Source organism: Pelagimonas sp. (assembly GCF_058892305.1).
Map to the genome: position 1 here is coordinate 49,881 of NZ_JBZXVN010000034.1, position 13,446 is coordinate 63,326.

At 56.5% G+C, this 13,446-nt stretch carries 15 protein-coding genes; 3 read left to right on the plus strand and 12 right to left on the minus strand.

What is annotated here, in order from left to right; all coding sequences use genetic code 11:
* Positions 1 to 14 precede the first annotated feature (14 nt).
* A complete protein-coding gene (locus AC5EFR_RS14620) occupies positions 15 to 458 on the plus strand; it encodes a DUF4174 domain-containing protein (protein WP_493576525.1) in 444 nt (147 codons plus the stop codon).
* A gap of 46 nt (positions 459 to 504) precedes the next feature.
* Here AC5EFR_RS14620 and AC5EFR_RS14625 read toward each other — a convergent pair whose 3' ends face one another.
* The 8 genes from AC5EFR_RS14625 to AC5EFR_RS14660 form a co-directional block, all read right to left on the minus strand.
* Positions 505 to 1,017 (minus strand): hypothetical protein, encoded by a 513-nt coding sequence (locus AC5EFR_RS14625; RefSeq protein WP_493576526.1) that lies wholly within the window; start codon positions 1,015 to 1,017, stop codon positions 505 to 507.
* A gap of 107 nt (positions 1,018 to 1,124) precedes the next feature.
* Positions 1,125 to 3,170 (minus strand): acetyl-CoA carboxylase biotin carboxylase subunit, encoded by a 2,046-nt coding sequence (locus tag AC5EFR_RS14630; protein ID WP_493576527.1) that lies wholly within the window; start codon positions 3,168 to 3,170, stop codon positions 1,125 to 1,127.
* A 135-nt stretch (positions 3,171 to 3,305) separates the two neighbouring features.
* On the minus strand, positions 3,306 to 3,509 hold the full coding sequence (locus tag AC5EFR_RS14635) for a hypothetical protein (RefSeq protein ID WP_493576528.1): 204 nt from the start codon (positions 3,507 to 3,509) through the stop codon (positions 3,306 to 3,308).
* Between the two features lie 334 nt (positions 3,510 to 3,843).
* Positions 3,844 to 4,206, minus strand: coding sequence for a hypothetical protein (locus AC5EFR_RS14640; RefSeq protein WP_493576529.1), 363 nt, complete (start codon positions 4,204 to 4,206; stop codon positions 3,844 to 3,846).
* Between the two features lie 150 nt (positions 4,207 to 4,356).
* Positions 4,357 to 4,500, minus strand: coding sequence for a hypothetical protein (locus tag AC5EFR_RS14645; protein WP_299928030.1), 144 nt, complete (start codon positions 4,498 to 4,500; stop codon positions 4,357 to 4,359).
* Between the two features lie 214 nt (positions 4,501 to 4,714).
* Positions 4,715 to 5,080, minus strand: a complete 366-nt coding sequence (locus AC5EFR_RS14650; RefSeq protein ID WP_493576530.1) for a DUF6497 family protein — start codon at positions 5,078 to 5,080, stop codon at positions 4,715 to 4,717.
* A gap of 101 nt (positions 5,081 to 5,181) precedes the next feature.
* Positions 5,182 to 5,550, minus strand: a complete 369-nt coding sequence (locus tag AC5EFR_RS14655; RefSeq protein WP_493576531.1) for a hypothetical protein — start codon at positions 5,548 to 5,550, stop codon at positions 5,182 to 5,184.
* Positions 5,551 to 5,558: 8 nt separating this feature from the next.
* Positions 5,559 to 7,091 carry an acyl-CoA carboxylase subunit beta gene (locus AC5EFR_RS14660; RefSeq protein ID WP_493576532.1) on the minus strand — a complete coding sequence of 511 codons (1,533 nt, stop codon included), beginning with the start codon at positions 7,089 to 7,091 and terminating at the stop codon, positions 5,559 to 5,561.
* Between the two features lie 266 nt (positions 7,092 to 7,357).
* Between AC5EFR_RS14660 and AC5EFR_RS14665 the strand changes: the two genes are divergently transcribed.
* Positions 7,358 to 8,584 carry a multidrug effflux MFS transporter gene (locus tag AC5EFR_RS14665; RefSeq protein ID WP_493576533.1) on the plus strand — a complete coding sequence of 409 codons (1,227 nt, stop codon included), beginning with the start codon at positions 7,358 to 7,360 and terminating at the stop codon, positions 8,582 to 8,584.
* Between the two features lie 44 nt (positions 8,585 to 8,628).
* A complete protein-coding gene (locus AC5EFR_RS14670) occupies positions 8,629 to 10,029 on the plus strand; it encodes a helix-turn-helix domain-containing protein (RefSeq protein WP_493576534.1) in 1,401 nt (466 codons plus the stop codon).
* A gap of 89 nt (positions 10,030 to 10,118) precedes the next feature.
* Here the strand turns inward: AC5EFR_RS14670 and AC5EFR_RS14675 are convergent, their stop codons facing one another.
* Genes AC5EFR_RS14675 through gatC form a run of 4 tightly spaced genes read right to left on the minus strand, consistent with a single transcriptional unit; the run spans position 10,119 to position 13,338 of the window.
* Positions 10,119 to 10,811 carry an N-acetylmuramoyl-L-alanine amidase gene (locus AC5EFR_RS14675; RefSeq protein ID WP_493576535.1) on the minus strand — a complete coding sequence of 231 codons (693 nt, stop codon included), beginning with the start codon at positions 10,809 to 10,811 and terminating at the stop codon, positions 10,119 to 10,121.
* Positions 10,812 to 10,820: 9 nt separating this feature from the next.
* The gene (locus tag AC5EFR_RS14680; RefSeq protein ID WP_493576536.1) at positions 10,821 to 11,519 is read right to left on the minus strand and encodes a hypothetical protein; all 699 of its coding nucleotides are present in this window, start codon (positions 11,517 to 11,519) and stop codon (positions 10,821 to 10,823) included.
* 44 nt (positions 11,520 to 11,563) lie between these two features.
* The gene (gatA, locus tag AC5EFR_RS14685; protein ID WP_493576537.1) at positions 11,564 to 13,051 is read right to left on the minus strand and encodes an Asp-tRNA(Asn)/Glu-tRNA(Gln) amidotransferase subunit GatA; all 1,488 of its coding nucleotides are present in this window, start codon (positions 13,049 to 13,051) and stop codon (positions 11,564 to 11,566) included.
* The gene (gene gatC / locus AC5EFR_RS14690; protein WP_493576538.1) at positions 13,051 to 13,338 is read right to left on the minus strand and encodes an Asp-tRNA(Asn)/Glu-tRNA(Gln) amidotransferase subunit GatC; all 288 of its coding nucleotides are present in this window, start codon (positions 13,336 to 13,338) and stop codon (positions 13,051 to 13,053) included. The genes gatA and gatC overlap by 1 nt, the downstream gene beginning before the upstream one ends.
* Between the last annotated feature and the right edge of the window lie 108 nt (positions 13,339 to 13,446).

A 13,446-nucleotide genomic window follows, 5' to 3' on the forward strand; every position in this document is an offset into this window, starting at 1 on the left:
CTATATCTATGGGTATGAACGCATTTTCACGTCTCGCCATCGCGGCGCTGTTGCCCGTAGCCCTTGGTTCTATGGCGTTTTCCGCCACAGAGGCCGAGGAACCGTTTACCTTGATCCAGGACGCATCGGAAACGACCTTAGAGGACTGGGTCTGGCAAAAACGCATTGTCGTTGTTTTTGCAGACAATCCTAACGATCCCCGTTTTGCCGAACAAATGCGGTTGATCGAAGATCGGCCAGAGGCCTTGTTGGAACGCGATGTGGTGGTGATTACCGACACCGACCCCAAAGCTCGCAGCGCCGTTCGCCAAGAGCTACGCGCCCGTGGGTTTATGCTGGTGGTCTTGGCAAAAGATGGCAGCGTGGTGATCCGCAAGCCAGCCCCATGGGATATGCGCGAGATTTCTCGTTCAATCGACAAGCTGCCCCTACGCCAACAGGAAATTCGCGACCGGTAGGCCAACCGTCGGGGAACAACACAATCGCCTTGGCAAGGGCGTACCGCTAAACATTGCCACGCAGGAAAAACGCTAGGTTTCCCGGTGGGTATATCATCAGCAGCGCGTCGCCAGCCGGGTCGTAGATTGTACGTGTATCCGGCGACATCAGAACCGCGTAATAGCCAACGGCAACCTCGTCTTCCATACAGTCCTTGGCCGGGCCGACGCCCGTCGACAACATGCCAAGACCTTTGCCCAAATCCTTGGACATCAATTGTTGGGAAATCTCGTTGGGGCTGACATCCGGGATGTCGAACAAAACCGGTCGCCCGTTGCGCACCCGCGTCAAAGCCGTTTCGATGGATTTCGCCCGTTCGATTTTGCTGCTGATCTCGGGACGAACCAGATCGAACACCGCAGCGGTGCAGCTCATTTTGGACACGAAAACGCGGGTTTGCGCGAGAAAAACCCAATTCGAAAGCTGTGCGCGCAACTCGGCCTCTTTGTCGAGCGTACAGGCCGAGAGCAGCGCCAAAAGCACCACCATCCGCCCTATCAGGTTTAATCGGGCCACCATAAGCCGCGTCCAATCGCCAAACATCCGTTTCGGCAGGTGTAGCCGAGAAGGGTTGACGCTTGGTTTCCGCAAATACGGAAAGATATGTGGCGGCCCGGATCAAGGGGTTACTCGAATTCCATGATCACATCATCCACAGCTAGGCTATCACCCGCTGCGGCATTGATCTTGGACACCACGCCCTTTTTCTCAGCGCGGAGGATGTTTTCCATCTTCATCGCCTCAACAGTACAGAGCGCCTGACCTTCCTGAACTTCTTCGCCCTCGGTTACGTCAACTTTGACGATCAGGCCCGGCATTGGGCAGAGCAGCATTTTCGAGGTATCTGGCGGCAGTTTCTCAGGCATCATTTTCGCAAGCTCGGCCTGACGCGGGCTGCGCACATGTACCTTGAGATCGGCACCACGGGTGCGAACCCGGAAACCATGGGTGATCTTGTCAACCTTAAGCACCAATGGCGCTCCGTCGACCGTCATCCGCGCAAGGCTATCACCCGGCGTCCAATCCCCTTCGACACGCAGGTCACCGCCATCAGCAAAGCGAACGGTCGACCCGGCAGGATCGGCATCAATGACAACATCAAAGCCGTTTTTCTGGAGGCTTACGTTCCAATCCGCGCCAACCACACGCTCATGATTGTCGAGACGGCCAGACACCCGCGCGCGGCGAATTTCGGCAACACGGTTCATCGCGGCCGCGGCGGCAGCAACCCGGCGAAGCTCGGCCTCGGCCAGTTCAACCCCTTGGAAACCATCGGGATATTGTTCTTCAATAAAGGCGGTCGTCATGTCACCCTTGATGAAAACAGGATGATCCATCACCGCCGACAGGAACGGCAAGTTGTGACCGATGCCTTCAACTTCAAAGCTATCAAGCGCCACACGCATTTCCTCAATCGCGGCGTCACGGGTTGGGGCCCATGTGCAGAGTTTCGCAATCATTGGGTCGTAATACATGCTGATTTCGCCGCCTTCATAGACGCCGGTATCATTGCGCACCGCGTTGTCACCGCTTGGCGCATCGCCCTGCCATTTGTCGTTTTCCAACAACAAACCAGCGGCGATTTCAGCCGGTGGACGATAACGTGTCAGACGGCCGATCGACGGCAAGAAGCCACGATATGGATCTTCGGCATAGAGACGGTTTTCGATTGCCCAACCGTTCAGCTGCACGTCGTCCTGTGTGATGCTCAGCGGCTCGCCATTGGCAACGCGGATCATCTGCTCGACCAGATCAACACCGGTGATCAGCTCGGTCACAGGGTGTTCCACCTGCAAGCGCGTGTTCATTTCGAGGAAATAGAAGTTGCGATCGCCATCAACGATGAACTCCACCGTGCCGGCGCTGGTGTAACCAACGGCCTTGGCCAAAGCGACGGATTGTTCGCCCATTGCTTTGCGCGTTGCTTCGTCTAGGAAGGGCGATGGCGCTTCTTCGACAACTTTTTGCTGACGGCGCTGAATCGAGCATTCACGCTCGTTCAAGTAAATGCCATTGCCATGGGCGTCGCAAAGAACCTGAATTTCGATGTGACGCGGCTGGGTGACGAATTTCTCGATGAAAATCCGATCATCGCCAAAGCTATTCGCAGCTTCGTTCTTGGACGACTGAAAGCCTTCGCGGGCCTCTTCGTCATTCCACGCAATCCGCATCCCTTTACCGCCACCACCAGCCGAGGCTTTGAGCATGACAGGATAGCCAACTTGGTTCGAAATCTTAACCGCCTCATCGGCGTCTTCGATCAAACCCATATAGCCGGGAACGGTGCTCACCTTGGCATCTTGGGCGATCTTTTTCGAGGTGATCTTGTCACCCATGCTTTCGATCGCGAACTTTGGGGGGCCGACAAAGGCCACGCCTTCGGCCTCAAGGGCTTCGGCGAATTTGGAGTTTTCAGACAAGAAACCGTAACCAGGGTGCACAGCCTGTGCGCCGGTCTGGCGGATCGCATCCATGATCTTGTCGATCACAATGTATGACTGGTTGGCCTGTGGCGGGCCGATATGAACGGCTTCGTCCGCCATTTGCACATGCAGTGCCTGCTTGTCGGCATCTGAATAGACGGCAACAGTCTTGATACCCATCTTGCGCGCTGTCTTGATAACGCGGCAGGCGATCTCACCACGGTTGGCGATCAGGATCTTGTCGAACATATCTGTCCCTTTCCTTATGTCTCGGGCCTGGCGGCGCTTGGCGCGCCAGAACATACAAAAAGACCGCCCTCGTACCTTGGGGACCCCCAGGGACGAGACCGGTCAAATCCAACGCGAACCGTGTGCCGAAGGTGATCAGCAGCGGTCCGGATATTTGTTGCAATAGGCGATATTGCCAGCGGCCCCGATGGCCGCACCAATAAGCGCGTCTTGCTCAAGGACAACGGCAGCTGCGCCGCCTGCCCCGGCGCCGACAAGCGCTTGTTCACCAATTGTGTCACCGCAGGCAGCAAGCGTCGTAAACGCAAGACCAGCGGCCATCCATTTGAATTTTTGCATTGTGCTCTTTCCTCATTGATCCTTATGGCGGATAGGGCCATGGACCATGAAAACACACGATCTGTCCATGAGCGTGGTTTACATGAGGAATCCTCGGCAAACCCTTGCCGAAGAGCAGAAATTTCCGAAGACTTGAAAAGGCGGGGCGGACGGACAGGGGAATGCCCGGACCGCCCCATAAGGGAAGGGTCACGTTGAAAAATGATCGTGTCTTGGGTCCACGTTTCATTTTTCAACCCTAGGCTGCCAAAGCCATTGGCCATCGCATAGCGCAAAGGAAAACGCAGGCCGATTTCGGCAGCGTTTTGCGCAAATCGGATGGCCGCAAGCAGGATCATGCCAATTGCTCCGGATTATCGAATGCTTCAGGAAAGGCAGCGCGCGCCGCAGTTTCGTCGATCACCAGCAAGGCGTCATAGCTTTCGGGATCAAACGGATCGTCATAAGGAAGCACTTCGCGGCCGAACAGCCAGCTCAGACGCCCGGCATCCAAATTACCCCGCTCAAACGGTTGATCGCCAAAATGGCTCCAAAGCGCAGCCATGAAAGCCGCGTCGGCACGACGGTCCGGCGGACGACGGTCGCGAAACCTCTCACGCTCGGTAATGGCTGTGACACCCTTGGGGTTGGGGCGACGGATTGTGAATTGGAAATCAGTTCCCGGCAAACGCCCGGGGAAACCGCGATGCTTTAGCATGGTATGCCCTCCGATTGGTTTTCCCAACGGGGGGTGCCTTGCGATGCGACCTCATGCAAGAGGTTTGCCAAAGCTTTGCAAAGCTTTTTCACACCAACGCCGGGCGCGGTGTGGTTCGGAACGGGCCCGAAGGCCCGCCCCGGGGTACAATTACTTGTACTTGCCGGTGTAGACGGGCTCAACGCTGATCGGCTCTGGATCAACGACAACGAACTCTTCTTCTTGTTGGCCACCACAAGCGGAAACGCCTGCAACAATGGCGAACATGGCAAGCAGTTTGATGCTCTTGGACATCTAAGACTCCTGTCAGATTCAACGAGGTCAACACAGCCGTAAAGCCATGCCAGACCCCTTTTCGAGGTAAAGACTGCTTGGGAGCAATCTGGGCTCAAATTAACGGACAGGTTGTTAAAAAGATACGTTCCCAATCCCGAGAGAAAATCCTGTGACTGCAAAGCCTCAGAAAGTTGTCCACATGAGAGTCGATCCGCAAGATATTGTGTACGCATCAAAAAAGCTCCCAGATACAGAGGCCGTTTTCGACGCTATAACTCTCGAAAAATTGGGTTACTTCGGGGGCCATTGCGCCAAAATCAACAGGTTCGGCCATCAGGCTGATGACAACCTGTGACGCCTGAAGCTCTTGGATTTCCAGCTGAGGGAGCACGAATTGGTCACACAGATGCGCCATGTCATCGACCACGTCGTCGAAGGTTTTGCCCCCCTGCCCGATCTCTGGCGCAACAAAACGAAAGCGATGCGCGCCCTGATCATCCAACCAATCATGGAACACCACGTCCAACCCTGACGGGACATCAACAGGCTCTTCTGCGGACGCCTGCGTCGCGGCAAAGGTTAAAACGATCGTGGTCAATGCAGTGGTGAGTAAGGTGCAGCCCCGACCCCCGAAGGGTCCTCCCGCCGGGGCTGCGAAAATCCCGGGCGCACCCAGGGATATAACTCGTGTGTGCCAGCTCATAAGCCGCGCACCCGCGCCCAAGACAACCAACGAGCACGATGTGCCGGGCTGTCCAACAGCGCTTGAATCTTGGTCGAAAGGTTGGTCGGAACCGCTCCGCGCACCAAAAATTGGCCGCCCGCAGTCACTTTTACCCCCTCTTCCGTAGCGACAATCACTACCACAGGAGAGAAACCGCGCAAGCCCCTAAGTTCGCGCCACAGATCTTGACGGATCTGACGCGCCAACCGCCCCCGCCGCGCAGGCGGCAGAGTGGCCTCTGCTGACACGTCGAAACGCGCAGGCAGATGCCGGGCCAGCGTGAGTTGCGCTCCATCGCGCAGCTCATGCCAACCCTGACGAGACTTATGGTTCCCCTTGGCCATGATTGTCCTTACAGCGGAATATTATCGTGTTTTTTCCACGGGTTGCTAAGCTGCTTGTTGCGCAGCATCGCAAAGGCACGGGATACACGGCGGCGGGTTGATTTCGGCTGGATCACCTCATCAATAAAGCCGCGCTCAGCCGCCACAAACGGGTTGGCAAAGCGATCTTCATATTCCGCGGTGTGCGCTGCGATCTTTTCTGCGTCGCCCAAATCGGCGCGGTGAATAATCTCGGTCGCGCCTTTTGCGCCCATCACCGCGATCTCGGCCGTGGGCCAAGCGTAGTTCACATCGCCGCGCAGGTGCTTGGACGCCATCACGTCATAGGCCCCACCATAGGCTTTGCGGGTGATCACTGTGACTTTTGGCACCGTGGCTTCGCCATAAGCGAAGAGCAGTTTCGCGCCGTGTTTGATAACGCCACCATATTCTTGGCTGGTGCCGGGCAGGAAGCCCGGAACGTCGACCAAGGTCAGGATCGGAATTTCGAAACAATCGCAGAAACGCACAAACCGCGCCGCTTTGCGCGAGCTGTCGATATCCAGGCAGCCCGCCAAAACCATTGGCTGGTTGGCAACAACACCCACGGTTTGACCCTCAAGGCGAATGAACCCGGTCAGGATGTTGCCGGCGAAATCCTCTTGGATTTCGTAAAAATCACCTTCGTCGGCGACCTTGGCGATCAATTCCTTCATGTCGTAGGGCATGTTGGGGTTTTCGGGGATCAGGGTATCAAGGCTATTCTCGATCCGATCAACATCATCAAAGAACGGACGCACCGGCGGTTTTTCTTTGTTGTTGAGCGGCAAGAAGTCGACCAAGCGGCGTACTTCGGCCAACGCTTCGACGTCATTTTCGAACGCGCCATCCGCAACCGACGACTTCTTGGTGTGGGTGCTTGCCCCGCCAAGTTCCTCGGCGGTCACAACCTCATTGGTCACGGTTTTCACAACGTCAGGGCCGGTGACAAACATGTAAGAGCTGTCTTTGACCATAAAGATGAAGTCGGTCATCGCTGGAGAATAGACCGCGCCACCGGCACAGGGGCCCATGATGACGGAAATCTGCGGGATAACACCGGACGCCATGATGTTGCGTTGGAAAATCTCGGCGTAACCGGCAAGCGCGTCGACACCCTCTTGGATACGCGCACCACCAGAGTCGTTCAGCCCGATAACAGGCGCGCCGTTCTGCATCGCCATGTCCATAATCTTGCAAATCTTTTGAGCATGGGTCGCAGAGACCGAGCCACCCAGAACGGTAAAGTCCTGACTAAAGACATAAACCATACGGCCATTGATCGTTCCCCAGCCGGTGACAACACCGTCGCCATAGGGACGGTTGTCTTCCATGCCGAAATCGGTGCAGCGATGGGCAACAAAGGTATCGTATTCCTCAAAGCTGCCCTCATCGAGAAGCAGGTCGATCCGCTCACGCGCAGTCAGCTTGCCTTTGGCGTGCTGACTGTCGATCCGGCGCTGTCCGCCACCCAAACGGGCGTTTTCACGGCGGTCATGCAGTTCCTGGAGAATGTCTTTCATGTGCCATCCCTTTCCTATCCAAGTCGCGCCCTCCCCCCGGTTCTTGCAAATCCGCGCACAGACATTGTGCGCATTGCAAGAGGTTGCCAAGTCGGCGCGCAAAAGCTTTGGCGTGAAAATACAGGCCAAACCCTTTGTCTCAAGGGATTCTTGGCAAATTTGCAAAGTAAGAATAACACCCACTTGTAAACTTGCAAAACTGCAAACTACCTAGTCATGTCATAGCCCTCATGGACAAACCCGATTTTGAAGCCTACCGATACAACATGGATACCCGTATTGAGGTCCGTTTTCGGGACCGCGCAACCCCGCCACATATTGTCACACTGGTTCTTCTGGCAGGCTTATCAGCCCTTGCAATGAACATCTTTGTGCCTTCGCTGCCGATGATGACAGCCTATTTTGACACCGAATATCAGGTGATGCAGCTGGCTGTGGCCGGGTATCTTGGCGCAAATGCGCTTTTGCAAATCTTTATCGGGCCGACTTCCGATCACTTTGGGCGCCGCCCGGTTTTGCTTGCTGGGATTGCTCTGTTTTGTATCGCCACCATCGGCTGTTTGGTTGCGCCCGATGTCTACAGCTTCTTGATTTTTCGAATGTTACAAGCCGTCAGCGCCACCGCCATGGTGTTAAGCCGTGCCATTGTGCGCGACATGTACCCCCAAGACCAAGCCGCCTCGATGATTGGCTATGTCACTATGGGCATGTCCGTTGTGCCGATGGTCGGGCCGGTGATTGGCGGCTATTTGGGTGAACTCATGGGCTGGCAGGCTAATTTCTGGCTGCTTTTGGCGGTTGGTTTGCTGATCCTCTGGATCGCCTATGTAGATGTTGGCGAAACCAATGTCCGCAGCGGCCAAACGCTGGGCCAACAGGTGCGGGAATACCCTGAACTGCTTACCTCACAACGATTTTGGGGCTACGCTATGGCAACGGCGCTGTCTTCTGGGGCGTTCTTTTCCTATGTCGGCGGGGCTCCGTTTATCGGCACCGTGCTCTACGGCATGGACGCCGCTGAACTGGGCTTCTTCTTTGGGGCTCCGGCAGTTGGATACTTCCTTGGTAACTACATCACCGGCCGCTTTGCGGCGCGGATCGGGGTGAACACCATGGTGCTTTGGGGAAGCATCATCGTCACTATCCCAATGATCACACTGATGGCGTTTTTTGCATTGGGACTTGATAGCAAGTGGGTGTTCTTTGGATTTATGACCTTTGTCGGAATCGGCAACGGCATGACCATTCCCAACGCCACCGCCGGGATGTTGTCCGTCCGCCCCAAGCTTGCCGGAACGGCCTCTGGCCTGGGCGGGGCGATCATGCTGGGTGGCGGCGCGGCGATGTCCGCTTTGGCAGGCCTATTGCTGAACGCCGAAACTGGCGCTTGGCCGCTCTTGTTCATGATGGCCGGGACGTCTGCGGCCTCGGTTGTTGTCATTCTCTTGGTCATTCGTCGCGAAAGACAGCTTGGGGGGCTGGACGTGGCCTGACTTACCTTGCAAACTTGCGACAAGAAAATCGCAAAGGTGCAAACATGGCAACTCAAAAGCTCTATGCCGGGGCCAAGCTTCGTGACATCCGCACACGGCTTGGCCTGACGCAAAAGGACTTTGCCGCCAAGCTGGGCGTGTCCCTGCCTTATTTGAACCAGATGGAGAACAACAACCGCCCGGTGTCGACCACGGTTGTCTTGGCTCTGGCACAGGAATTTGGCTTTGATGTCACCGAACTTGGCCAGGGCGACGCCGAGAGATTGGTGTCGGACATGCGCGAAGCCCTTGCCGACCCGGTGTTTGGTGAGGCTGCTCCACAATTGGCCGACCTGCGCCTGACCGCGTCCAACGCCCCGGCCTTTGCGCGGGCCTTTCTTGCGCTGCACCGCGCCTATAAACAAACCCATGAACGGTTGGCATCGCTGGATGAGGCCCTGGGCCGAGAAGATGCCCAGCTCCGACCCAGCCCATGGGAAGAGGTGCGCGATTTCTTTCACTATTGTGACAATTACATTGATGCCGTGGATCGCGCCGCCGAGCATTATGCCCAGCGTTCCGGCGCAGAGCACGATATTCGCAGCGCGGCCATCGCACGCCTATCCCGCGACGGGGTCACGGTGCGCTTTACCCAAACCACACCGATGCGCCGCTTTGACGACGAACGCCGCGAATTGACCCTGAGCGCACTTGCCCCGGTCGAAACCCAGACTTTCCAACTTTTGGTTCAGGTCGCCTTGCTTGGGCAAAACCAACTCTTGGACGCCACGCTTGATCTGGCGCGGTTTCAATCCGACGAAGCCCGTGCCATCGCCAAACTTGGCCTGGCCAACTATTTCGCCGGGGCGGCAATGATGCCTTACAAGGACTTCTTGGAATCCGCGCAAGAAACCCGCCACGATCTGGAACTTCTCTCGGCCCGTTTTGGCGCATCGGTTGAACAGGTGGCCCATCGCCTTTCAACCTTGCAACGCCCCGGTGCCAAGGGCGTCCCATTCTTTTTCGTGCGTGTCGATCAAGCCGGAACAATCACCAAACGCCATTCCGCCACACGCCTGCAATTTGCCCGTTTCGGCGGGGCCTGCCCGCTTTGGAACGTGCACCGCGCCTTTGAAACGCCGGGGCAATTTTTGCGCCAGCTCGCCGAAACACCGGACGGGGTGCGCTATATCTCTCTTGCCTGCGACGTAAGCAAAACCGGCGGTCATTTCGGGGCCCCAACGCGGCGCTACGCCATTGCTTTGGGCTGTGACGTACGCCACGCCGCTGCTTTGGTCTATGCCGATGATATGGATTTCACCCGCGCCTCTTCCTTCGAACCTATCGGCATTTCCTGCCGTATATGTGAGCGCACAAAGTGCCACCAACGCTCGGTGCCGCCTTTGGAAAAACGTCTGTCCATTGATCCTACCTTGCGGGGGGTCCTGCCCTATCATTTGGAATGACCTAGGGCGCGCACACCGGAACAAAGATGTCGGCCATCACCTTGAAACGGGCGTCATTCAAGCGCGCGGAAGCGCACAATGTAACAGCGTCACACCACTAGGCCCGTTTCAAGTTGAAACGGCCAGCGCGCAGCAAGGTCGGCGGCAAGAGCCCGGTCCATATCATCCAACGGGCCATCCGCCCATGGTCGGAACCGCATACGAAAAGCATCCAAAATCTGGTCTTGCTGCCCTTCTTCCGCGACATAACCAAAGGTGGCACAGTCTTTGTCAAAATCACCCGGCATCGCCGCATATGGCCATATCGCCAATCCTTGACGCGCCAAACGCAGCCAATCAAATCGCCGCCCCGGATCAATCTTGCGCCCCAAGGCACAATCAGAATGGCCAATCACCCGATCAGCCGGAATATCCCAACGCGCCATGATCCCGCGCAATAGGTCCTCTAGAACCTGCATCTGCGGGTCTGCAAAGGGCTGTGATCCGGTGTTTGCGATTTCGATACCAATCGAATGTGAATTCACATCTTGGATCGCGCCCCAGGCCCCTGCCCCCGCATGCCAAGCACGCTTTTCCTCGCTGACCAACTGCCACAATCGGCCATCTTCGGCGATGACGTAATGTGCCGACACCTCTGCCTCGGGATTGCAAAGCCAATCGCGTGCTCCAATAGCGCTTGTCATCGCCGTATAGTGCAGCACGATTAAATTGGGCCGCGCGCCATTGCGCCGCGGCCCAAAGTTGTCAGAAGGAAAGGCGATGGCGTCCCGAGATCCAATCACGAACGTTGTTTACCCGCCACGCGCAGCCCGAAACGGGCTGGGATTCCAATCACAGGCAAAACCATCCCCATCCGGGTCCATCCCCTTGCGGTCCTTTTGCGGTCCGCCTTGAGCCAAAAATGCTTCTTGGGCCAAATCCGCCGACGCAAACGCCGCGCAGGCCCGAGCGAATTTTGTTTCAGCCCGGAAGCTTGAGCGTTTGTACAATGACGTGCCAACCGGGTTATCGGTCCTCAAGGCGTATTCGACAATATTGGGGGCGTTGCTACCGGGACGTTTGGGCAAATCGGTCGGAGCGATCAACGTATATTGCGCACGGTTCTGTGCGATCAATGCCGCATCGGCTTGAATATCGCGCTGCGCCGCAACTGCATCAAAATCGTTTTCACCCGAAATACCGTCCGAGTTACGCACCACCGCCGGGCTGGCATTGGCCGGTGAGGCATCCAGAGGTGCAACTCCGGAATTTGCCGACGCGGCCGATAAAGCCGCGTCTCTGTCCGCACTGTCCAATGGGGTTGCTTGCACATCAACCGGGCCAGGAACAGCCGTTCCATTTAGCTGAGCTTCACGCTGTGCGTCGTAAGTGTCGTAGTTGCCAAACCCAACACCGGCACCGGTATCAACGACACCTGCCGCGCTGTCGGGCACTTTTGGCCCACACGCCACAAGGGCAAGCGCCGCCACACTTAACATCATTAACCGCATCTTCGCTCCTGCCTCACCCTATCGGTGTTAACCTTTGGGGGCGCTTACCACCATTTGCTTGGTTTGGCTACAAAACCAAGAGATTGCTCAAGCGCATAGGCGGTATTTAGCAAATCGCCCTCTTCCCAAGGACGCCCAATCAGTTGCAGCCCAAGGGGAAGACCCTGTTTGTCCAATCCGGCGGGAACCGCGATCCCTGGCAGACCGGCAAGGTTCACCGTGACCGTAAAGACGTCATTCAGATACATTTGCACCGGATCGGCGTCTTTCATTTCACCCAAACCAAAGGCCGATGACGGGGTGGCCGGTGTCAGGATCGCGTCAACACCTTGGGCAAACACATCCTCAAAGTCTTTCTTGATCAGTGTCCGAACTTTGCGGGCGCGGTTGTAATAGGCATCATAGAAACCCGCCGAAAGAACATAGGTGCCGATCATGACACGGCGCTGCACTTCGTGGCCAAAGCCCTCGGCGCGGGTCTTTTCGTACATTTCGGTGATGCCATCACCCGCCTCAAGCGAAGCGCGGTGCCCATAGCGTACACCGTCATAGCGCGCGAGGTTCGAAGAGGCCTCAGCCGGGGCAATCACGTAATAGGCCGGAAGCGCGTATTTGGTGTGCGGCAGGCTAATGTCGACGATTTTGGCACCGGCATCTTGCAACATCTGACGGCCATCGGCCCAAAGCTTTTCGATTTCATCAGGGATACCATCCATGTGGTATTCTTTAGGAATGCCAATGGTTTTGCCCTTGATGTCACCGGTCAGCATGGCCTCAAAGTTTGGTACGGCCAGATCGGCGGATGTGCTGTCCATTGGGTCATGACCACACATCGTCTCAAGCATAATGGCGGCATCCCGCACATCTTTGGTCATCGGACCGGCCTGATCTAATGACGACGCAAAGGCCACAACGCCCCAACGCGAGCAACGGCCATAAGTTGGCTTGATGCCGGTGATACCGGTAAAGGCCGCTGGTTGACGGATTGACCCACCCGTATCTGTGCCGGTCGCGGCCAGACATAGGTCGGCCGCAACAGCCGACGCCGACCCGCCCGAGCTTCCACCCGGAGTGAGTTGAGCGTCGTCATTGCCCCGACGCCATGGGTTCACCGCATTGCCATAAGCCGAGGTTTCGTTGGACGACCCCATGGCGAATTCGTCCATGTTGAGCTTACCCAACATGACCGACCCCGCATCAAACAGCTTGCTGGTGATGGTGCTTTCGTATTCCGGCTTAAACCCTTTGAGGATGTTCGACGCCGCTTGGCTTTCAACACCTTTGGTGCAAAACAGGTCTTTGATCCCCAGAGGAATACCGCACATATCAGGCGCATCACCGGCCTTGATCCGCGCATCGGCGGCCTTGGCTTGATCGCGAGCCAGATCGGGGGTGTTGTGCACAAAAGCATTCAACGCACCCGAGCTTTCGATCGCTGTCAAACAGCTTTCGGTCAACTCAAGGCTCGTCACATCACCCTTGCGCAATGCGTCACGGGCTTCGGCGATTTTCATGTTGTTGAGATCAGCCATTATTCTACCACCTTCGGAACCGCAAAGAAGCCTTCGCGCGCATCTGGCGCGTTTTTCAGCACTTTTTCCTGCTGATCACCGTCTGTTACCCCGTCGACACGACGCTTTAGACGCATCGGCGTGACCGATACCATCGGCTCAACACCGTCGACATCGACTTCGTTCAACTGCTCGATAAACCCAAGAATATCATTGAATTCCTGCGCCAGCGCCGGAAGCGCGTCATCTTCAACTTTGATACGGGCAAGTTTCGCCACCTTTGCGGCGGTCTCGATGTCAATCGACATTGGGCAGGCCTCTTTCGTGTTTTGGGTCGGGCGTATTTCGAGTTGGTTTTGGCTTTAGCGCGGCGGCCCTTGGCCTGCAAGGGTTCAGCGCGCCAAATGGCGCGCTGT